Source organism: Streptomyces sp. NPDC045955 (assembly GCF_056430805.1).
Genome location: NZ_JBWKKY010000014.1, coordinates 19,328 through 38,325, shown reverse-complemented (window position 1 = coordinate 38,325; position 18,998 = coordinate 19,328). Strand labels below are relative to the sequence as shown.

General features: G+C 68.8%; 18 protein-coding genes and 5 pseudogenes. 13 read left to right on the top strand and 10 right to left on the bottom strand.

Annotated features, from left to right (window positions below; all coding sequences use genetic code 11):
* The first annotated feature begins 31 nt into the window (after window positions 1–31).
* Genes AC07F0_RS27040 through AC07F0_RS27025 form a run of 4 tightly spaced genes read left to right on the top strand, consistent with a single transcriptional unit; the run spans window position 32 to window position 4,682 of the window.
* A complete protein-coding gene (locus AC07F0_RS27040; RefSeq protein WP_478982612.1) occupies window positions 32–1,306 on the top strand; it encodes a hypothetical protein in 1,275 nt (424 codons plus the stop codon).
* Window positions 1,303–2,622 (top strand): MFS transporter, encoded by a 1,320-nt coding sequence (locus tag AC07F0_RS27035; RefSeq protein ID WP_478982610.1) that lies wholly within the window; start codon window positions 1,303–1,305, stop codon window positions 2,620–2,622. The genes AC07F0_RS27040 and AC07F0_RS27035 overlap by 4 nt, the downstream gene beginning before the upstream one ends.
* On the top strand, window positions 2,619–3,323 hold the full coding sequence (locus AC07F0_RS27030) for a hypothetical protein (RefSeq protein WP_478982608.1): 705 nt from the start codon (window positions 2,619–2,621) through the stop codon (window positions 3,321–3,323). The genes AC07F0_RS27035 and AC07F0_RS27030 overlap by 4 nt, the downstream gene beginning before the upstream one ends.
* A 54-nt stretch (window positions 3,324–3,377) precedes the next feature.
* Window positions 3,378–4,682, top strand: coding sequence for a DUF2087 domain-containing protein (locus AC07F0_RS27025; RefSeq protein ID WP_478982606.1), 1,305 nt, complete (start codon window positions 3,378–3,380; stop codon window positions 4,680–4,682).
* 76 nt (window positions 4,683–4,758) lie between these two features.
* On the opposite strand, the gene AC07F0_RS27020 is transcribed toward AC07F0_RS27025, so the two are convergent.
* The 4 genes from AC07F0_RS27020 to AC07F0_RS27005 all read right to left on the bottom strand — a co-directional run bounded on the left by AC07F0_RS27020 (window position 4,759) and on the right by AC07F0_RS27005 (window position 6,670).
* Complete coding sequence (locus AC07F0_RS27020; protein WP_478982604.1) at window positions 4,759–4,959, bottom strand: hypothetical protein; 201 nt, start codon at window positions 4,957–4,959, stop codon at window positions 4,759–4,761.
* A gap of 29 nt (window positions 4,960–4,988) precedes the next feature.
* Window positions 4,989–5,390, bottom strand: a complete 402-nt coding sequence (locus AC07F0_RS27015) for a hypothetical protein (RefSeq protein WP_478982602.1) — start codon at window positions 5,388–5,390, stop codon at window positions 4,989–4,991.
* Window positions 5,391–5,552: 162 nt separating this feature from the next.
* The gene (locus tag AC07F0_RS27010; protein WP_478982600.1) at window positions 5,553–5,717 is read right to left on the bottom strand and encodes a hypothetical protein; all 165 of its coding nucleotides are present in this window, start codon (window positions 5,715–5,717) and stop codon (window positions 5,553–5,555) included.
* An 803-nt stretch (window positions 5,718–6,520) separates the two neighbouring features.
* Window positions 6,521–6,670 carry a hypothetical protein gene (locus tag AC07F0_RS27005; RefSeq protein ID WP_478982598.1) on the bottom strand — a complete coding sequence of 50 codons (150 nt, stop codon included), beginning with the start codon at window positions 6,668–6,670 and terminating at the stop codon, window positions 6,521–6,523.
* A 451-nt stretch (window positions 6,671–7,121) separates the two neighbouring features.
* Between AC07F0_RS27005 and AC07F0_RS27000 the strand changes: the two genes are divergently transcribed.
* Entirely contained in the window at window positions 7,122–8,030 is a 909-nt protein-coding gene (locus tag AC07F0_RS27000) for a TIGR04222 domain-containing membrane protein (protein WP_478982596.1), read from the top strand.
* Window positions 8,031–8,278: 248 nt separating this feature from the next.
* Here AC07F0_RS27000 and AC07F0_RS26995 read toward each other — a convergent pair whose 3' ends face one another.
* The gene (locus tag AC07F0_RS26995) at window positions 8,279–8,524 is read right to left on the bottom strand and encodes a hypothetical protein (RefSeq protein WP_478982836.1); all 246 of its coding nucleotides are present in this window, start codon (window positions 8,522–8,524) and stop codon (window positions 8,279–8,281) included.
* On the opposite strand from AC07F0_RS26995, the pseudogene AC07F0_RS26990 reads away from it, so the two are divergent.
* The 4 genes and pseudogenes from AC07F0_RS26990 to AC07F0_RS26975 all read left to right on the top strand — a co-directional run.
* A pseudogene (locus tag AC07F0_RS26990) lies at window positions 8,421–8,646 on the top strand (restriction endonuclease); the annotation flags it as partial. The gene AC07F0_RS26995 and the pseudogene AC07F0_RS26990 overlap by 104 nt on opposite strands.
* A gap of 791 nt (window positions 8,647–9,437) precedes the next feature.
* The gene (locus AC07F0_RS26985; protein WP_478982594.1) at window positions 9,438–9,662 is read left to right on the top strand and encodes a hypothetical protein; all 225 of its coding nucleotides are present in this window, start codon (window positions 9,438–9,440) and stop codon (window positions 9,660–9,662) included.
* A 444-nt stretch (window positions 9,663–10,106) separates the two neighbouring features.
* Complete coding sequence (locus AC07F0_RS26980) at window positions 10,107–10,574, top strand: hypothetical protein (protein WP_478982592.1); 468 nt, start codon at window positions 10,107–10,109, stop codon at window positions 10,572–10,574.
* A gap of 238 nt (window positions 10,575–10,812) precedes the next feature.
* Window positions 10,813–11,832: a rod shape-determining protein gene (locus AC07F0_RS26975; protein WP_478982826.1), complete on the top strand. Its 1,020-nt coding sequence runs from the start codon at window positions 10,813–10,815 to the stop codon at window positions 11,830–11,832.
* 68 nt (window positions 11,833–11,900) lie between these two features.
* Here the strand turns inward: AC07F0_RS26975 and AC07F0_RS26970 are convergent, their stop codons facing one another.
* Both AC07F0_RS26970 and AC07F0_RS26965 read right to left on the bottom strand, forming a co-directional pair.
* Window positions 11,901–12,659: a hypothetical protein gene (locus AC07F0_RS26970; RefSeq protein WP_478982590.1), complete on the bottom strand. Its 759-nt coding sequence runs from the start codon at window positions 12,657–12,659 to the stop codon at window positions 11,901–11,903.
* A 124-nt stretch (window positions 12,660–12,783) separates the two neighbouring features.
* Window positions 12,784–12,933 (bottom strand): annotated as a pseudogene (locus AC07F0_RS26965) (telomere-protecting terminal protein Tpg); the annotation flags it as partial.
* Between the two features lie 230 nt (window positions 12,934–13,163).
* Between AC07F0_RS26965 and AC07F0_RS26960 the strand changes: the two are divergent.
* Window positions 13,164–13,517: pseudogene (locus AC07F0_RS26960) on the top strand (helix-turn-helix domain-containing protein); the annotation flags it as partial.
* Here AC07F0_RS26960 and AC07F0_RS26955 read toward each other — a convergent pair.
* Window positions 13,516–13,650 (bottom strand): DUF6336 family protein, encoded by a 135-nt coding sequence (locus AC07F0_RS26955; RefSeq protein WP_478982825.1) that lies wholly within the window; start codon window positions 13,648–13,650, stop codon window positions 13,516–13,518. The pseudogene AC07F0_RS26960 and the gene AC07F0_RS26955 sit on opposite strands and share 2 nt — an antisense overlap.
* A 191-nt stretch (window positions 13,651–13,841) precedes the next feature.
* Here AC07F0_RS26955 and AC07F0_RS26950 point away from each other — a divergent pair, with 191 nt between their 5' ends.
* Entirely contained in the window at window positions 13,842–15,011 is a 1,170-nt protein-coding gene (locus AC07F0_RS26950) for a YdcF family protein (RefSeq protein WP_478982588.1), read from the top strand.
* A 269-nt stretch (window positions 15,012–15,280) separates the two neighbouring features.
* Here AC07F0_RS26950 and AC07F0_RS26945 read toward each other — a convergent pair whose 3' ends face one another.
* Window positions 15,281–15,616, bottom strand: a complete 336-nt coding sequence (locus AC07F0_RS26945) for a hypothetical protein (protein WP_478982824.1) — start codon at window positions 15,614–15,616, stop codon at window positions 15,281–15,283.
* Window positions 15,617–15,850: 234 nt separating this feature from the next.
* A pseudogene (locus tag AC07F0_RS26940) lies at window positions 15,851–16,054 on the bottom strand (sulfite exporter TauE/SafE family protein); the annotation flags it as partial.
* A gap of 338 nt (window positions 16,055–16,392) precedes the next feature.
* Here AC07F0_RS26940 and AC07F0_RS26935 point away from each other — a divergent pair.
* A pseudogene (locus tag AC07F0_RS26935) lies at window positions 16,393–17,823 on the top strand (NF041680 family putative transposase).
* Between the two features lie 289 nt (window positions 17,824–18,112).
* Complete coding sequence (locus AC07F0_RS26930) at window positions 18,113–18,967, top strand: hypothetical protein (protein WP_478982586.1); 855 nt, start codon at window positions 18,113–18,115, stop codon at window positions 18,965–18,967.
* Window positions 18,968–18,998 lie beyond the last annotated feature (31 nt).

Here is an 18,998-nt window from a genome sequence, read left to right as displayed (position 1 = left end):
GCACGTCGCGGCCCGAGTACAGGAGTTCCCCGTGCCTCACCCGGTCGACCTGCCACGCGCCGAAACGGACGGCTTCTGGGCCGAGTTCGCCTCCTGCCACTGGGAGAAGAAGCCTCTCTCCCTTCCCGATGCTCCCGTCCAACTGGGCGTCGCAGACGACGAACTGCTGCGAGCGCTGGTGCTGGCCGCCGACCAGGCCAATCGTCCCAAGGGGTCCGGACTTCCCAAGGTCGTGGTGACGGTGGACGGCCGGACACAGCCGATCGACACACGGCCCTTCCTCCCGCTGCCCGAGGACCGTTCGCTGGACGAGTACACCGTCCGGGTCGACGAGCGGATGCGAGATCACGAATGGAGCGTCGCCGTATCAGGCCTGCACGCGGTCCACGCGCCGCTGTGGGACCGGGCCAAGCGACTGTCCGACGACGTCTACCGGTACACGGGCACACGAGTCGCCGGACGCGTGGACATAGACACGTTCATCGGCCGGTACACCTCCACCAACGTCGGAGTGCACGTCGACCACGCCGGGAACTTCGGATTCACCCTGCGTGGTCGCAAACTCCTCCTCACCTGGCCGCCCGAGCGTGCCGGGCAGGTCCCGCAGCACACCGCCGACTACGCTTCGGCCCGTGACTCGGCCGACGTGCTGGTCGGAGTGCCCGGTGCGCTGACCTACTTCCCCTCCGAGCAACTGCACGTGGGCGAGTCCCCCGACGCCGTGGCCGTCAACGTCAACATCGCCTTCTTCACCAAGAGCGATCCCGCCGCCCTCGTCGTCCAAGCCGTCGGAGGCCTGCTCGCACGGACACGCGCCGACGAGGCCGACGCCCACCCGCACACCCCGGACGGCATTCCGGCCGCAGCGGCATCCACACTCACGGCTCTGGCGGAACTGTCCGCCGGCGAGGTCGAGGACGCCGTCTGGGAGCACCACATGCGTTCCGTGACCTCCGGCGGGCTGGGCGTGGGCCGACCGGCCGCATCGCCCGTCGCCCTTCCGCGTGACGCCCGAGTCCGCACACCGGAAGACGTCGTGGTGCGGCAGCGGCTGCTCACCGATGGCCGCCGCGCCGTCGCCACACAGGGGCACACCGTGAAAGTCGCCGACCATCCGCACGTCGAGGCAGCGATGACCGCCCTGATCGCGGGAGACACGCTCGACCTCGCGGACTGGGAGCGCCGGGCGGACAGCGCGGCCGTCCCCCTCCTCCACGCCGTGCTGTTGCGGTTGTGGACCTGGCGGGCCATCGACGTCGAGGCCGCCGTACCGGCTGCCGCGCGCCAGATGGAGTCCCTCCGGTGACAGCCCTGCGGCAGGGCAGGGCGGCGACACTCATGGTGATCGCCGCCCTGCTGGTGAGTACGGTGGGCGACGAGGTCGCCATGGTGGCGCTGGCCCTGCGAGGTGCCGACCGCACGGGGCTGACATCGGTGGTGTCGGCCCAGATGCTCGCCGGCCTCGTTCCCGGCATCGCACTGGGCGGTGTCATCGGACGGATCGTCGACCGCTTCCGCGCCGACGCGGTCCTGGGCGTGACCCTGGCCCTCGAGTGCCTGATCGCAGCGGCCGCCGCCGCGGTCGCGGACGGCGCGGTGCTGCTCATCGCCACGATGCTGCTGCTGGGGGCCCTGGGAGCTGTCGCCCAAACCTGCGTGATGGCACTCGTGCCGCACCTGTTCCCGGACTCGGACGCCCAGCTGCGGGTGAACAGCCTCATGGAGTCGGTGAGGAACGCGGGTTACATCATCGGCCCGCTGCTGGTCGGCCTGCTGACGGCGCATGGCGGGACCGGGCTGGCCCTGGCGGTCGACGCGGGGACCTTCGCCTTCGCCCTGCTGGCCGTGCCGGTCATCAGCCGATGGCTGGTCATGGCGGCCCAGGAACGTACGGAGACAGCCGGCCCGGCCGAGGCCCCTGCCGCCGGAGCGGCCGAAGCGGTCACAGACGGAGCGCAGCCCCCCGGAAAGACCGCGGGAGGCCTGCGAGTCGGGCTGGCCCTGCTCTGGGCGGGAGCACAGCGACGGACCACGCTCGCCACGATCGTGGTCACCGTCGCGGCGACCTCCGTCGTCAACGTGCTGCTGCCCTTCTTCGCCGACGACATGCCGGGAGGCACCGCTGTCTACGGCGTGCTCCTGGCCACCTGGAGCGTGGGTCTGGTGCTGGGGCCGTTTGCCCTGCGGGGCGGGCTGCGTCGCCGGCCCACCGCCGTCGTCGCCGTCGGAGCCGCGGCGATCATCGGCCTCAGCTATCTGGTGACCGGCGCCTACCCTGTCGTACCGCTGATGCTGGCCGCCTTCCTCTGCGGTGGCATGGCCAACGCCGTGCAGAACGTGGTGCTCCGCACGCATGTCATGGCCGACTGTCCGCCGGACGTAAGGGGCCGCGTCGGTGCCGCGTACGGAGCCACGCTGCAGACCTCGGTGGCCGTCGGCTTCGCCCTGGCGGGACTCGCTCCTGCCGACTGGGCCCGTTGGGGCATCCTGACCGGAGGCGGCGTCGCCTTCGTGGCCGGCTCGGTCGGCCTGCTCCTCACACGCGCAGTGGCCCCTTCTCCGCTGCCCGCCGAGGACGTGTCGGTGGCCGCCGGGCAGGTGTCGGAGGGCCGCACGCGGTGAGCAGCCGACGTATCGAGCTCGATCCGGTCATCCCCCGGTTCTGCGCCCAGACCGGGGCCTCCCTGCCGCTCGCATGGGAACTCGCCTGGTCGGAGCGGCAGGACGAGGCCGTGATCAGACTGACCCCGCCGCCGGGCACCCGGACAGTCGACCGCGCCACCTGGCCCCGCAGCCTTTCTCCCGAGACCAGGCTTTTCCTGCCGTCCGGGGTGCGGCTACAGAACACGCCTGTCCCGTTCCTGCACGACGGAGGGCCTGTCGCGGTGCTGTTCGGTACGGACCCGCCGGCCTTCGCCGAGGTACCCGAGCCGGTCGGGGATCTCCTTCTGCAGGGCGCCTCGGCGGCCGACGTCCGCGAGGTGTGGGGGCAGGCGGACGACGTCGCCGACCACCTCCTGGTGGGCATGATGCGGTGCGGCCTGGTGAGCGGCGACCCGTTGCCCATGGCCCCACAGGAACCGGAGGGTGCTCGGGTGCTGGTGCAGGAGGCGTGGGTGCGGGCAGTCGAGCGGGAATCCGGCGGACATGTCCTCGCCCACACCGTCACGGGCAACTTCCTCAAGGTCGGCGCGGCTGCTCTCCAGCTGTGGCGGTGGGCGGGGCACGAGGGCGGCATCGCCGTGGACCGGCTTCCCGCGAAACTGCACGACGTGGCGGACCGACTGCTGTCCGCAGGCATGCTCCGGGCTGTCCGGACCTGATACACCGACAGCGTGAGAACCGCGGCGAGAACAGCCGAAGAGAGAGGACGATCCGTGGACGATCCGGCCGGCGAGGCGCTGAGCGCTCTGGCACGCCCCGGCATGGGAACCGAGAACGCAGGCCCTGCGCTGCGCGTACTGGCCAGGATGCTGCGTCCGCGCACCGTGGTCGAAGTGGGGGCCGGTTCCTCGACGCTGCACCTGCTCCTTGGACTGCGCGACGCGGTCTCGGAGGCCGCCGAGGACCGGAGGATCGTCCGCGGAGAGGTCACGGCGGACGAACGGGCGTCGGTCCTGCACCCGCGTTCCGCACTCGACGACTACGCGCCGCGGCTGCTCGTCGTCGACGACTTCTCCATACCCGGCACGTCCGCGCACCAGGTGCGGGAGGCAGCGCGTTCGCTCGGTCTCGACGGCATGCTCACCTTCATCGAGCGGGACTTCTTCCAGCTGGCAGACCATGAGCTCGACAGCTGGGGGTCGTTGGACCTGGTCTGGCTGGACGCGGGCACACAGGCCGACGACGCCAGGTTCCTCACGTCGCTCTGGCCTCGTGTGGCGCCTGGCGGCACGGTCGTGCTGCACGAGCCGTACCTGGCCACGACGGTCGAGACGGACTCCGGGCAAGGCCGCGGCCGGGTGGCGTGCCGGGTCGTCCCCTCACCGCTGTTGCAGGAAATGCGCCGCCAGGCTTCCCTCCCGGCCAGTGAGTTCGACGTACTCGCGCTGAGCGAGCCCCACAAACACCGTCAGACGGGCCTGCTGCTGTTGCGTAAGCACGGCGGACAGGAGCGTGACCGGGGCGTTCCGTTCCACGAGGAACTCCAGGCCCTGGGCGAGACCGACTCCGCCCGGGTTCCCCGGCTGAGCCCGGACCCCGCACGGGCGGCAGGGGATACGGTAGACGCCGCGGGCGGAATCCTCGCTGCGCTGGCCGACGACACCCGGCGCAGGGTATACAGCGCCGTCGTGCTCCGAGCCGACACGACTCAAGGGATCGCAGAGAGTCTCGGCATGGCCCCCGGGCGCTGCGCGAAGTCTCTCGCCGCGCTGGAACAGGCGGGATTGATCGTGCGTGACGAGAAGCTCTGGTCCGCCGTCGACGAAATCTGGAGGCATGCGGCGCCTCGCCGTCCGCGTCCACGGCCACAGGCCTCCATCCCCTCGAAGCAGAGCAAGCGCAGGGTGTTCCTGGAGGGACTGGTGCCGCTCTTCGAACCACAACGGCGTTACCCGGAAGCCGAAGTCAATGATCTCTTGCGTCAGGTCCACCCGGACGTGGCCGCGCTGCGCCGGTATCTGGTGGAGGAGCGCCTGCTCATGCGAGCCGAGGGTCAATACTGGCGGCCACCCACGTGAATCGGACCGCGTCGGCCCGGCTGACGCTCGGAGGGGCCAAAACTCACCGACTCTTGTACCCGGCAATTCAAGGCGTTCACGCCGCTGACCGCCATGCGTTGTCGAAACTCACCGGCATACCCACCACGAAGTGGCCCGACGCCTGGAACAACGCAGCGATGTAGTCCTCAAGCTCCTCACCAGCGCCGGGGATGTCTGGCAGCTCCACAACCCTCTTGCCCATCAGCAGCCCTCTCTGTGTCGAGCAACCGTCCTGGCCGGGTTGCAGAACAGTCATGCGTCCGGGAGGGGCCCCGCACTTCACCGTCACGCCGCTGCCTCCCTCCGCCCGATACGCTTGCTCAGGCTGGCGGCGGCCCCTCGCCGGTCACCGCCTCGCCGATGTCCCAGCCCGCGCTGACGGCCCGCTCGCCCGGGACGGCAGGAGCCGGTCCAGGCGGTCGCGGGGACGTATCCGGGGTCCGCCGGGTTCGACGGAAGGCCGGCAAGCATGGCGGAGACCGCGGAGCTGTCCTCGATGGCAGCGCGCAGTACGGGGATGATCCTGACTCCGTCGCCGGTGAGGGTCATCAGGGAGTCGGCCGCGTCGAGGCCGTGCCCCCGGGCCAGACGGATGCGGGTCCCGGCCGGGCCCTGCCAGCCTTCGCGGACGCGGTCGGCGGACAGAGGCGGTGCCTGCTTTGTCTTCTTGGCCGGGCGCTTGCCCATGAGCGAATCCCCCTGAGTGATCGCGATGTCGTCGACGGCCGTGTTCTCACCGGCCCTTAGGTTGATCTTGTCCCCGCGGGCGTACGGCGTAGCGCCGAGTTCCGGTCGGAAGGATCAGCCGGATGTTGGAGTCGTTTGCTTCGATTGGCGGGAGCTGTGGTGCTACCCGTCGTCGGTGAACCGGATCTGGCCGAACCAGGCCCGGAAGGCGTACGTGAGCGCGATCATGCCGGGCGCGAAGACGCCGGCCCACAGGAGCCCCATCAGGACCGGGTTGACGTCCACTTCGTGCAGGTCGCTGAACATCATGCCCATGCCCACGGTCATGAGGAGGAACAGGAGCGGGGCGGCAATGGTGGCGAAGGCTACGGGCAGCTGCCGGTGGGGACGGATCGCTGGAGTAGTCGGAGAAGTAGGCCACGCTGCCGGTCACGAAGGCCACGAAGCCGAGGTGCGCGAGGGCAGCGGAGGTGAGGGCTGCCCGTACGATCCGGCTTGTGATCGTGTGAACGACAACGGTGGGTCGGGGCGCGTGGTCATCGGGTGCGGCCGGGGCGACGGGGTTTCGGCAGAATCGTCCTCACCGTCAGCGGTTTCCCCGGCTCCCTCCTCGCGAGCGTCGTCGTCCGCTTCCTAGTCCGGCTCTTCATCGTCCGGATCGTCGGCGTCGTCCTCCAGTCCGGCATCGGTCCCCGGCTCGCGGTGCGGTGGTTCCCATTCGGGGGTGGTGAGGCAGTTGTCGAGGCCGGTCTCGAGGTGGGAGAGGGATGAGTTGATCAGATCGGCTGCCCACGCGTAGGTGTCCGGGTCGGCATCCGGGTGCTGTGCCCGCTCGGCGAGCGCGTCCTGCGGGGTGAGCAGCCACGGTCGCGCGATTTCCGGGTCGAGTTCGGCGGTGACGGTTCTAGCTGCAGGGGCAGGAGTTTGTCGGGTGCGGCGGCCACCGCGCGGGCTGCGCCTTCGGCGAGTGCGGGCAGGGTGGGGGCGGCGCGGGCCAGCACGGTCAGGACCCGGTGCTGTTGGTCTTCTGCGAGGTAGGGGTGGGGGAGCAGGTGCTTGATGAACCGCCCTGCGCTGGTGTCTTCGACTTCTGCCACGAGGGCGGTGCCGAGCAGGTTGGGGCCCAAAGATCACCAGTGGGCTCCGTCGCTGGAGGGGTAGGCGGCGGTGAGGATGTCCTTGTACGCGGCCAGCAGGCGCCGGTCGTGTGGGGCGGCGTCGGGGAAGCCGTTGTGGTGGACGTCGAAGCCTGCGGTGACGGCGTCTTCTGCGTTGGTCACGCTGTTTGGCGCCGGTGACGGCCTGGACGGCGACGAGGGTGCGCATCAGCTTCTCGTCGAAGTACTCGCTCCACACGATGCTCCTGGGCCGCGGCGCGTGGTGAGATGCGAAGTAGCCGGGGTTCCTGCGTCAGCCCTGACCGAGGACGCAGAGCTCATCGCCCTCGGGGTCGGCCAGGACGACGCCACGAGACGTCACCCTGACCCACGTCGGCCCGTATCGCGCCGAGGCCTTGGAGCCGGCCGGCCTCCCGCGCCCGGCCTCCTCGACGGGGTCGGACATCACCCCGAGATGGACCCGGTCATGAACCGGCCTTCTGCAGCGCAGCCGCACCCGGGGCGGGGCTTTGGATGTTGGCGAGCGGCGCGGGCATGTAGCTGCCGGTGAGCTTGTCGATCTGTCGCCGTGGGAACAACCTCCTTGAGTAAACGGGGCTACGGGGGAACGGCGATGCTGTACGAGGGGCTCTATCTCGCGGCACTGATCTTGACGGCTGGCGCGATCGGGTACCGGCTCGCCGTCGCCACGAAGATCGCGGCCATGCTGAAGGCAGACGTGGCGGTCCGCGAGGATCTGTCCGCCGAGGAGTTGGCCTTCCTGGCGGGCGGGCCGCGCCGGGTGGCGGCGACGGTGCTGTTCCGGATGACAGGGCAGGGCCGTCTGTCCGTGGCGGAAGACGGCACGGTCACCCTCCATGACGACGTGTACGCGGCCGACGCGACGGCCGGCATCGAAAAGGCGCTCATCCATGCGGCGGGCGTCTCCCACATCGAGCGGGTGGGCAAACTGGTCGCCCACACCGCCGCGAGCCGCGCGGTGCAGTCCATCGGCGACCGCCTGCAAGCAGAGGGCCTGCTGATCGTCACCTCCCTGCGGCGCCAGCAGCACCGTGCGCAGCGCCTGCTGTGGTGGACGGCGGCCCTCCCGCCGGCGCTGACCGTGTACGAACTCACCGCCGGTGCACCCCACCGCTGGTGGGCCGGTGTGGCCCTGTCCGCCATCACGACCGTCACAGCCGCGTGCATCAAGCCGGCGAAAGCTTGGGTGCCGTACCGCGTCCAGTCGACGCTCGACATCCTGCGCGGTGAACGCGAGCGCCCGGTCTCCTGGCGCCCGGCGGGCACCCTGACCGCCCTCGCCGTCACCCCTATCGGCGCGGTGGCCCTCGACGGGCTGGCCGCCTCGCAGGAGCCCCACCTGCGGGCGCTGGTCACACCGGAGACCTGGAGGGCTGGAGACCCGGCCTACGGCGGCACCTCAGGCGCCGGGTGCGGCACGTCTGGCGACTGGGGCTCCCCCGGGAGCGCCGGCGCGTGCGGCGGAGGCGGAGCGGGTGCCTGCGGAGGCGCAGGCGCGTGAGCCTGGACAACGAGCTCCTCGGCGACCACAAACGCCGGGCACGAAACCGGCATCGCGCCGCCATTGGTACCACTGACCCGCCGTAGCCAGGATGCCCGGCCGGGCACCACGGGCCTGACTGGGGTGTCAACACCGATAGAGCCATCGAGGTGACCACCGGGATCCACACCGGAGACGTCCACGTCACGGTCGAGTCGCACTCTCAGCGGCCCGACCCTGCCCCGGGCTGGGAAGAGATCGCTGAGATCTCATGCGACTCCCCCTCCGGGGAACTGCTCGTGGCTGGGTCTGCAGGGGCGGGCCGGGCTGTCCAGGCCGGTGCCGTCGGCGATGGACGGGAGCCCATACACGGCGTCGGACACGTCGGGGGCGGCGAGCCGTGCGGCGACGGATGTGCAGGTGTTCGACGGGACAGCGAGGCCGGTGCACCGGGCGGATGCCGCGGTGATCGTGACGAACGGCAGGGTGACAACGCCGGCCGTGGACTTCGCCAAGCAGCAGCGGCTGCATGTGGTGGACCGCCGGACGCTGGCCGTGTGGGCGTCCGGGCTCACGGCCGTTGTGGGAACTGCTGCGGGCCGTACCTCCCCCCAGTCGGCCAACGTCTCTGAGTTGAATACGGCGGCTTGTTGGCCTCAGTGGCGGGCCTGTGGCCTGTGGTGCCGCTCGATCGCCGGGCCTCGGCCCACCAGCCGGTCAGCAGGCTCTGGCTCAATTTCCGTGATCGCGTGGCTGAGTGACACCGGCTGGGTAGGCAGCGAGGGCTTTCTCAGTCAGCAAGGTCTCTCGCTTCGTAGCTGGCCAGGCCCAAAGCAAGAAGGGACGTTCGATGGGGCGGCGCACACCGTGCGCCCTGCCCGAGCCGCCGCCGAAACCATCGGATGCGTCAACGCCCTCGTCTCGGCACAGGAGAACAACTACGCGCCGGCGGGCGTTCAGGCGACCACCATCCACAACACGTTGGCAGCCCCGCTCCCACCCGGAGCCAACACGCCACACATCCAAAACTCTCCGGGTGACAGGCCGGCCTTCGCGTATGGGCGCAGGCACCGCGATGGTGCCCGGCCTGGACTTGAGGGCCGCGTCATGTCGGGGGGCGCGGAATCCGCTGAGTCGATGAGGAATCGCCCACTGACCTGCTCGGGTGCCAGCCGAACCACTCGATCACAGCAGCCGCTACCAGCCCTTTCACAACAGGCCCTGGAGGCCTACCGCAGCTGTGTGGCTGTCGGTCTGCGTGCCGTTCGTCCTTGCGCTGCCCGCCCCATGGTGCCAGCCGCCTTGGGCGCCGTCACCTCGATCAACACGGCAGGCACGCCCCCCGCCTTGTGGCATTCCGGTCTACCTCGCCCTGTGCAAGGGCGCGGACTACGGCCCGGTCCGTGGAGCCTGAGCAGTCGGCGCCGCATGACTGGCTGCGTCGCCGTCGCCCACCTCGTGATCACCACCGTCATCATCTGCCTGCCTCAGTCCGCACCCGATACCCCCGAGCCCTTCTACTACGCCGGCGTGACACTGACCATCGCGCAGGTGCCGACCTGGCTGACTTGGATCACCCGCGGACGTCGCGACCACCAACTCACCACCCACGCCAGCACCGCCCAGCAGGGCGGACAAGAGGAGGACGTCTGATGCACAGCCACGACGAACAGCGCGATGAGCAACCCACGGCACTCGGGTCCTGGCCCACTGGAGCCGTCACGCTGGGGGCGTTCAAGGAATCCGTCCAGAGTGGGGAGATCACAGCGGTGAGACTCGCCGTGCCGGACATGCAGGGTCGCCCCAAGGGCAAGATCCTCACCGTTCCCGTCTTCGTGGACCGGATGAACTTCGAGGCGGAGATGTGCGCCTACGTCCTGGCCACAGACGTCGACATGACCCCGCTCGATGGCTTCGCCCTCACCGGATGGGAGCAGGGCTATGGTGACCTCGCCGTGAAGGCGGATCCGAGCAGCATCCGCCTCCTGCCCCACCAGCCCGGCACGGCCCTCATCGTGGGTGACGTCTTCCACCACGACGGCCGGCCCGTCGAGATCGCTCCCCGCCACATGCTGCGTTGCCGGCCTGGTGTCCGGCATGCCACACCTGGCTCCGCTGTATGCCCCCACCCCCAACGCCTACAAGCGGTACGACCCGCACACCTTCGCCCCGACCAGCTACACCTGGGGCTTCGACAACCGCACCTGCGCCATTCGCGTCACCGGTGTCGGCGAGAGCGCCCACCTGGAAGTCCGTCTGCCGGGCGCCGACGCCAACCTCTACCTCGCCCTCACCGCCGCCTGCGCCGCCATCATCCACGGTATCCAGGACCACCCCGAGCTTCCGGCGCCCTGTGGCGGCGACGCCTACACGGCAAGCGACGCCACCCCCGTGCCAGCCGACCTCACCGAAGCCATGAACCGCTTCATGGGCAACAAGGTCGTGTACGACGCACTCGGGGAAACGGTCATGAACCACTACGCCCGCGCGGCCGAGGCCGAACTCGCCTGGCACCGCAGGCGGGTCACCGACGTTGAGCGCGAGCAGGGTTTCCACCGTGCTTGATCATGTGACAACTGGGGCAGGCGGCGTGGCAGCGGCTCACTGCGGCGGGCACGCCGATACGGTCCGGTGATGGAGTGCAGCGGAGAAGAGCCTGATGGAGTGCAGCGGGGCAGAGCCAGTGTCAAAGCAGCGACGCGCCCTGGCGCCTCACCGCTTATGCGGAGCAGCATCCGCCTCGCCGACTGAAGGGCCCTGCAGAAATCGTGGGAAGGGCAGACGAGTCCTGATGGGGTACTCAATGTCGTTCATGGGGCGTGACTTGGCTGTCGACTTCGGGACCGCCAACACGCTGGTGTACGTCAGGGGTTGTGGGATCGTGCTCAACGAGCCGTCCTTTGTCGCGGTCAACACCGACACCGGTGGCATCCTCGCGGTTGGTGCCGAAGCGAAGAAGATGATCGGGCGTACGCCCGGCAACATTGTTGTCCTTCGTCCGCTGAAGGACGGTGTGATTGCTGACTTCGAGATCGCGGGGCGGATGCTCCGCTACTTCATCCTGAAGATCCACAAGCGGCGGTATCTGGCTCGTCCGAGGGTCGTGGTCTGTGTGCCCTCGGGCATCACGGGCGTCGAGCGCCGCGCCGTCATCGAGGCGTCCGTTCAGGCCGGCGCCCGCCAAGTGCACGTCATCGAGGAGCCGATGGCCGCAGCTATCGGCTCCGGCCTGCCGGTCCACGAGGCGACGGGCAACATGGTGGTCGACATCGGCGGCGGCACCACGGACGTGGCGGTCATTTCCTGCGGTGGCATCGTCATCGCCCAGTCCATCCGCGTCGCGGGCGACGAACTGGACAACGCGATCGTCCAGCACGTCAAGAAGGAGTACTCCCTCCTGCTGGGTGAGCGCACGGCCGAGCAGGTCAAAATCACGATCGGTTCGGCGTGCGACCTGGACTCCGACGAGCACACCGAAATGCGCGGCCAGGACCTGGTCTCCGGGCATCCCAAGACCGTCGTCATCTCCGCGGCCGAAGTGCGCAAGGCGATCGAGGATCCGGTCAACGCGATCGTCGACGCCGTCAAGATGACCCTCGACAAGTGCCCGCCGGAGCTGTCCGGCGACATCATGGACCGAGGAATCGTTCTGACCGGCGGCGGGGCGCTGCTGCGCGGCCTGGACGAGCGACTGCGCCGCGAGACGGGCATGCCGGTCCATATCGCCGAGGATCCGCTGGACAGCGTGGCGCTCGGTTCCGGCAAGTGTGTCGAGGAGTTCGAGGCGTTGCAGCAGGTGCTGGACGCCCAGCCCCGAAGATGAGGCGACACTTCGATGCCGCCGTCGGTCCCTCGCTCGCTTGCATGGGAGGGACGCGACCTGACCAGACCTCAACGCGCGGGGGTACGTGTCACCTCCCTGGCATTCTCCCAGTGCCGGTCGAAGTACGACTTGAAGTACGCTGCGGCCTCTCTGTCCTCAATGCGCATACCTTGGACTCGGTCGCCGACGGTGAATGCGAGGAACACCGCGCTCGTGTCCATGATGGCCATGCTCATGAGGTCGGCCTTGATGGGCCAGGTCACCTCGCGAATGCTGTAGCTGCGCAGGTGGCGGGTCTGTTCCCGATGCCGTGCCGTCCAGCTGGCATACCCTCTGGACGAGCCGAGGCAGAACAGGCGCCGCACCGATCCGCCGTTCTGCGCCCAGTCGAGTACCGCCTGGAAGTAATCCGAGAAGGCTGCAGACGATGCGCTGAAGTCATCCGGAGTCTCAAGCCGCATGTACCAGGCGTCCAAATGGCTAGGGCAGCGGCTGACGAGATAGTCAACCTCCGCCTTATAAAACGCCGCCGCGTCCGGATAGTGCTCTATACGTGATCGGTTCACCTGATCGAAGTCGCGCCGCAGCAGTTCCACTTCGGTGCGGAGCTCGGCCAGCTCTCGCTGCGACGCGGTGATGGGGACGAGGGAGCGCAGGATTGCGTAAACCGCCGTGAACAGGAATGGCATTTGCCAGGCAGCGGACAGTCCGAAGAGCGCAGCGGTCACTGATCCGCAAACGGCGACAAGACAAGCGATGGTCAGTCCGCGCTGATCCCAGCGCTCCAACAAGTTCCCCGCCGCCGACGCGGTCTGCGAACCAGCCATGCACACCTCACAGACTCTCGGCACTACGTCCGTCCAGTGGGTGATCCCCCGCTGAGTTCAATTCCCTGCGCGTGTCGAGACCAATCGCGCCCGGCTTGTAGAGCGCGAACGCTCTGGTCGCCTGCTACGGGTCGAACTGGAGGTGCTCAATGTCCGTGAAACGGACCTCCTCCAGCTGCCCGGCACGGCGGCCGTCACCCCGGATGTACACCTCCTTGAGCGCCTCAGCGGCGATCTCCTTGAGGCGCTGCTCGGTGGCGCCCTGCTCCTGGGCTGGCGGTGTGCCTCTACTCGATACGACAAGTCCGCCGCCATCTACCTCGCCGGACTCCACATCGCCGCCATCTTCATCTGGTCGGCGAGGTGATCCGAAAGAAAACGCCCTGTGCTGTTCGGGGACGTTGGTGACGGGCGACACGCCTTGAGCGGTCCTTGAAAGGGGTGAGGGCCTTCTGGTTTCGGTGTGGACTGCGAGATCTACAACCGACTGCCAGGAGGCCCTCGTTGTCCCACCGTAACGCCCCGCTGACGCCGACCGGCCGGCTGCGTCTGGCTCGGTGTGTCGTCGAGGACCGCTGGCCGATACGGCGGGCCGCGGAGCGCTTCCAGGTCAGCCACACCACCGCAGCCCGCTGGGCAGGCCGTTACCGGATGCACGGAGCCGCCGGGATGCAGGACCGCTCCAGCCGCCCGCAGCACCAGCCCCGCCGGACCCCGGCCGCCACTGAGGAACAGGTCGTGCGCCTACGGCGCGAGCACCGCATCGGACCCCTGCGGCTGGCCGCCCGATGCGGCATCGCAGCCTCCACCGCCCACCGCATCCTGCAGCGTCACGGCCTGCCCGTCCTGAGAACGATCAGAAGCATCCCCAGACGTATAAAGAGAGGGGGCCTACGACGGTCATCGCGGCGGTCTGTCCGGTGATGGTGCGCCAGTCCCGCCAGCGCCGAATGTCGCCCCCGCTGGCCCACCAGAATCCAGCACCGACCACGAACACGCATGCGCCGAAGAAGCCGATACCGCTGACGACGGAGACGAACAAGTCCTCATTGCGGGCGGGGGACCAGTGTCTCGTGCGGCGAGGAGGACTGGGTGAGGAACCTGCCGGAGATCGGCGTACAGACGCAGCCGTACCCCTGCCTGGCCGGGATCCCGGAAGGTGTTCAGCACCACCGGCAGGACATGCCGGTCCCGTGGAACGTGCACCACTGCCCGCCCGCGTTCGGCACACCACCACAGGCCTGGGAGGATGGCCGGCAGCCGTCCGTGCCGGGTCCGGGAACGAGTGGGCGGCGAGAGGCGGGCGGGTACGGGCAGCGGCCCGGCGGGCGGGAGAGCGGAGCGGTGCGGCACATGCCGGAGTACCCGGAGTACCTCGCCGCGGTCGTGTTCGCCGCGGGCGGCGTCGTCAACGCCCTGCTGGCACCGCACCGGTTCTCCACCGCCGTCCTGTTGTGCCTCGCGGTGACCTCTGCCGGACTCGGCGTGGCCGGTCGCAGTGCTCCAGCCCACCCGACCATCGCCACCGTCCTCGCCGTCGCCGCCCTGCTCCTGGCGCTCGCGCTGGGCCTGCTGCTGCTGGCCGACGGTGTCCTCCTGGTCCGGCGCTACGGACCGCAGGCAGCCCTGCTGGCGACCGGGGCCGCCGGCTGCGCGGTGCTGGCGGTCCTCGGCCTCAACGCGATCTTCCACGTGGTCGGCGGCGAGGCGTTCGGTGCCCTCCTGGTCGTGCTGAACGCGGCCGCGGGATACCTCACTCTGCTCTTCCTGGCCTTCGCCGGCTACGTGTTCGTCCGGGGCCGCAGCACCCCCCTGCCGGGAACCACCCATGTCGTCGTCCTGGGCGCCGGGCTCAACGGCGACCGGCCCGGCCCGCTGCTGACCCGCAGGCTGGAGCGTGCCCTTGCGATCGACGCCGCCCGCGCACCGGACACGCCTCGTGTGGTGTTCGTCGTCTCGGGCGGCCAGGGCGGCGACGAGGTCCGCTCCGAGGCGGACGCGATGGCCGACTATCTGCGCGGACGCGGAGTGCCCGCCGACCGGATCGTGCGGGAAGACCGCTCCGTCAATACCGGGCAGAACCTCCGCTTCAGCGCGGCCCTCGTGGACGGCACCACTCCCGGCCACTGTGCCACGGTGGTCACCAGCGGCTTCCACGTATACCGCACGACCCTGCTGGCCCGCCGCGTCGGCGTGTCCGTGCACGTCGTGGGCGCGCCGACCTCCCCCGCCTACTGGCTGGCCGCGACGCTGCGCGAATTCGCCGCCATCCTGTGGCTGGACCGCCTCCCCCTGGTCGGACTCAGCCTGCTGCTGGCAGTGCCGGTGGCGACGGCGGTCTTCGAGCACTGAAGCGCCGGCCGCAGACCTCGTAAGAGGTCATAACAAAGGCGCCGTACATGGCGCGCTGGAGGAGAGGTCTGGCCGGGCTGCCCACCTGCAGGCCTTCACCAGCCTGTCCTATGACACGGCCAGTTCCACCCTCGCCAATGGCGCCGCCGACGGAACCGTTCAGGTGTGGGCAGCCGACGCAGACAACGATCGAACAGGCTCTGCCCTGCGATGACCGAGATGTGCCCAACCTGCCAAGTGAGGAGGCGAACCAATGCGTTCACAGCACCTCAGGCAGAGAACCTCTTCGCGAGGTCCTGAAGCCGTGCCACGGCCGTGGCCGCCTGGTCACCGGTGATGGTCATACCGGGCATCCGGGTCAGGTTCTCGACCTGGTCGGCGAAGCGCAGGTACTCCCGGTGAGCATGTTCCCGACAGGGGAGGCACGTGACACTTTCCGGACGGGCAGAGGTCATTGCGTAGGGCACCTGGTGTCCGCAACCGGTGGTGACGACGCTTGGTGCGTCGGGCACGCGGCCCAACGTCGACACGATCATGTTGCGGACGTCGGAGCCGGCCTGCACCAGCTTCTGCTCAACGTGGATGTGCGGATCGGTTTTGCTCATCTGTGTCCGCACCTCCGTCCGCGTTCCGGAACCAGGATAGTGCGGTGACCGCTCAGGTTCACCGGGCCAACCGCACTGTTCGGGTTCCGGGGAGCCGCCGACCTGGCGAACGTATGCGGTCACGGCGTTGTCACGTTGTTGGGTGTGTGGGTGCCTGATGGTGTATCGGGGTGTGGTGGGGCGGGGTGCCGGCCTTGGGTCAGGCTGTTGCGGGCTGGCCAGCGGTGCCGGCGAGCGCCACAGCGAGCCGGGACCGGCGACGACGTTGAAGAGAGGGTTCGTCGGCGTGACCGCCGGGCTGGGCACCGCGAACACGCTCAGCTGCACGGGGAGAAGGAACACCGCTCCCGACACCCCGGCCGGCGCGGTCGCCACCGCTATCACCAATCCCGCAGTCAGCCCGCCCAGCCCCAGCCACCACTGCCCCCAGCCCCCCAGATCGTCCGGCCAGTATCGGTGCGGGCACACTGTCGGCGAGGTCTTGAGCGAGCGCCAACCGCTCGACGTGGATCTCCCGTTCCAGAGCTGCTTTCCGAGTTTCCAGAACGTGTGGTTCAGCCATAGGGCAGCCTCCAGAGATCGGGTGTCCTCCATCAGACCCCTATCGCCGCCCAAACTCATCAACTGCACCCGCGTAGCGGGCCTGTTCGACCTTCCAGTGCCGAAACGGTCCTCGAACTAAACCGCTCACCTGGGCATTCTCCTGCCGCTGAGGCGGCCTTCGTTTGATTGTGTATCCCGATCAAGGCGCGCTGAATGAGACGAAGGCCGTGAGGGTGGGTCTGCTGCCTGAAGCCGCGGTAGGAGAAGCGTCACGCTTCCGCGACGAGCTATACGCGTGTCTGACCGGACGTGGTGAGATGAGCGGTTCGAGCTGGCGGACGGGTGCTGTGTGGGCCCGGCGCGGTGCACTCGGCAGTCGAGCTGACCCTCCTGCCCGAACACCGCCGTGGACACGGTGCGATGTACGACGGCCTCAACGAGGGCCGGGTCGACACCGACCGGCTGTGGTCGTCGCTGGCCGGGCTGTCGCTGACCCGCTTCCCGGACGCGCGCCTGGCCCTGGCCGTCGAGGTGTCGCCGTGGTTGCGGTCGGACGCGCCGTGCTCGCCGGACCGCCTGTTCTGCCACGTCTACGGGCGGGCGAAGACGGCCTCGCAGTTCATCCCCGGCTGGCCGTACTCGGTCGTCGCCGTGCTGGAGATGGGCGCCACCTCGTGGACGCAGATCCTGGACGCGGTCCGTATGGGACCGGCCGACGACGCCACCGCGGTTACCGCCGCCCAGCTCCGCGGCGTTGTCGAACGGCTTGTCGCGGCGGGGCAGTGGGCGCCGGGTGAACCTGACATCGTCATCGTGGCGGACGCAGGCCACGACGTGACCCGGCTGGCCTGTGTGTTGCGGGATCTGCCCGTTGAGCTGGTCGGCCGTGTTCGCGGTGACCGTGTGATGCGGCTGCCGAGGCCGCCGCGCGTCTACGCCCCTAAGGGTGGCCGCCCGCCGAAGCACGGCCCGGAGTTCCGCTTCGCCAAGCCCGAGACCTGGCCCGAGCCCGCCGTCACCACCCGCACCGCCACCGCGAACTACGGCAAGGCGACCGCGCAGGCGTGGGACCTGGTCCACCCGCGTCTGACCCATCGGACCGCCTAGCTGGACCACGAAGGCGAACTCCCGCTGTCGAGGGCACGCTGATCCGGCTGGAGGTTGATCACCTGTCGAAGGACCGGGCAGCCCCGGCGGTGTGGTTGTGGTCCTCGAAGACCGGCACCGACGATGCGGACGTCAACCGGGCCTGGCAGGCATTCCTGCGACGCTTCGATCTGGAACACACGTTCCGCCTGTTCAAGCAGACGCTGGGCTGGACGCGGCCCCGGCTGCGAGAACCCGAGGCGGCCGACCGGTGGACGTGGCTGATCATCGCCGGCTACACCCAGCTCAGACTCGCCCGCCCGTCACTCTCGATCTGCGACACCCGTGGGAGAAGCCGACCGCATCACACCGGCTCACTCCCGCGCGGGCCCGGCGCACGTTTCGGAACCTCCGCCCGCACATGCACTGGCCCGCCAGAGCACCGAAACCGCACCGGCCCGGCCTCGGGCGACCGCCCTGCACCAACCCCGAACAAGCACCGGGCACCCCGCTATGACGTGGGCAAAACCGTCCGCCGCGAGAAGACCGTTATCGCCCTACAACGCTCGAAAGGTTAAGAAACAAGCTCAATTCTGTTTTCAATCCTGCCTGTGGCTCGATATTCCGACTGCATCCGATCGGCCCGCTCAGCGTGCAATGAGCAGTCGTTCGCCACGCAGTGTCCAGCACCGGCGTCGATTCACCCGTTCGGAGTAATTCGATATGCCTCGGTGCCTGCGCGCTGACCTACTGGGAGACAGAGGGCATGGGCAGTGACAAGTAAGGGGCCCCGCCTTCTCCACAGCACTGCTCGTTCGGCCGTGGAGCGTGAACTCGGGGCTGCTCGTCGTTCCAGGGAGGACCACCATGCAGCGTGAGCGATTGTCTGCCACCCCGCAGCCAGTGGCCGTAACCGACCTTGAGGTGCGTTTCCGCAGTATCGCGGTGAGCGAGATCCATGATCCTGGCAGCAACGCCGAGGCGGAGTTCACCTTCAAGGTCAACGGGCAGACCCAGACGTTCCGGGACAACGATCTGGGCATCGGAAAGACCCTGATCAACCGCAGCTTCGCGGTGCGGATTCCAGCCACATCAGCACTCAACATCGCGGTCAGCGGCACAGAGCACGACGTCACCAGCGGCGACGACTCCCTTCCAGGCTTCACCCGCAGTTTCAGCGCGGCTCAGGGCTTTGGCATAGGCTCCCACTCGGTGCGGGCGACCAACGAGCACATGACCTACCTGATGGATCTCGAGATCCGCCGCCTGCTCGGTCTGTTCACGACACTGACCGGTACTGCGACCCTGACCACGACCAACGACCGGGCCCCGGGCCCCTTCACGGTGCCGGTCACGATCGGACTGTTCTTCAACGACGCCCGTACCCAGGTGAGTATCAGCTCGTTCGCTCCGATCACAGTGCGGACCGATAGCGGTCCGGTGACCGTGACCCGCACCGGAGGGGGGAACGGCACCTTCAACAAGGCCGCCGGATCCGTGAGCCTGCCGGTCGACCTGCACTTCGACTTGCCAGACCCGGGCAGTGACTCCGATCTATCGATCACCTTCACCACCGGATCGGCCGGAAACCTGACCGGAGCGCCACTGAACCGGACCACCCGCAAGATCCGGCTTGTCGGCGTCGCCACCTTCGACGGCGGCAGCCTCAACGGAGAAGAGGGCACGCTGGTCGTAGACGGCGAGCTGGCTGACCTTCCGTAAGTCCGTAAGAGGGCGTTTGACCTGGTGGATT

Coding starts and splice junctions, on each gene's coding strand:
- AC07F0_RS26975 (WP_478982826.1), top strand. CDS start 10,813: ATGTCGTTCATGGGGCGTGACTTGGCTGTCGACTTCGGGACCGCCAAC.
- AC07F0_RS26980 (WP_478982592.1), top strand. CDS start 10,107: ATGCCACACCTGGCTCCGCTGTATGCCCCCACCCCCAACGCCTACAAG.
- AC07F0_RS27020 (WP_478982604.1), bottom strand. CDS start 4,959: ATGACTGTTCTGCAACCCGGCCAGGACGGTTGCTCGACACAGAGAGGG.
- AC07F0_RS26930 (WP_478982586.1), top strand. CDS start 18,113: ATGCAGCGTGAGCGATTGTCTGCCACCCCGCAGCCAGTGGCCGTAACC.
- AC07F0_RS26985 (WP_478982594.1), top strand. CDS start 9,438: ATGACTGGCTGCGTCGCCGTCGCCCACCTCGTGATCACCACCGTCATC.
- AC07F0_RS27015 (WP_478982602.1), bottom strand. CDS start 5,390: ATGGGCAAGCGCCCGGCCAAGAAGACAAAGCAGGCACCGCCTCTGTCC.
- AC07F0_RS27000 (WP_478982596.1), top strand. CDS start 7,122: ATGCTGTACGAGGGGCTCTATCTCGCGGCACTGATCTTGACGGCTGGC.
- AC07F0_RS26970 (WP_478982590.1), bottom strand. CDS start 12,659: ATGGCTGGTTCGCAGACCGCGTCGGCGGCGGGGAACTTGTTGGAGCGC.
- AC07F0_RS26945 (WP_478982824.1), bottom strand. CDS start 15,616: ATGAGCAAAACCGATCCGCACATCCACGTTGAGCAGAAGCTGGTGCAG.
- AC07F0_RS27010 (WP_478982600.1), bottom strand. CDS start 5,717: ATGACCGTGGGCATGGGCATGATGTTCAGCGACCTGCACGAAGTGGAC.
- AC07F0_RS26950 (WP_478982588.1), top strand. CDS start 13,842: ATGCCGGTCCCGTGGAACGTGCACCACTGCCCGCCCGCGTTCGGCACA.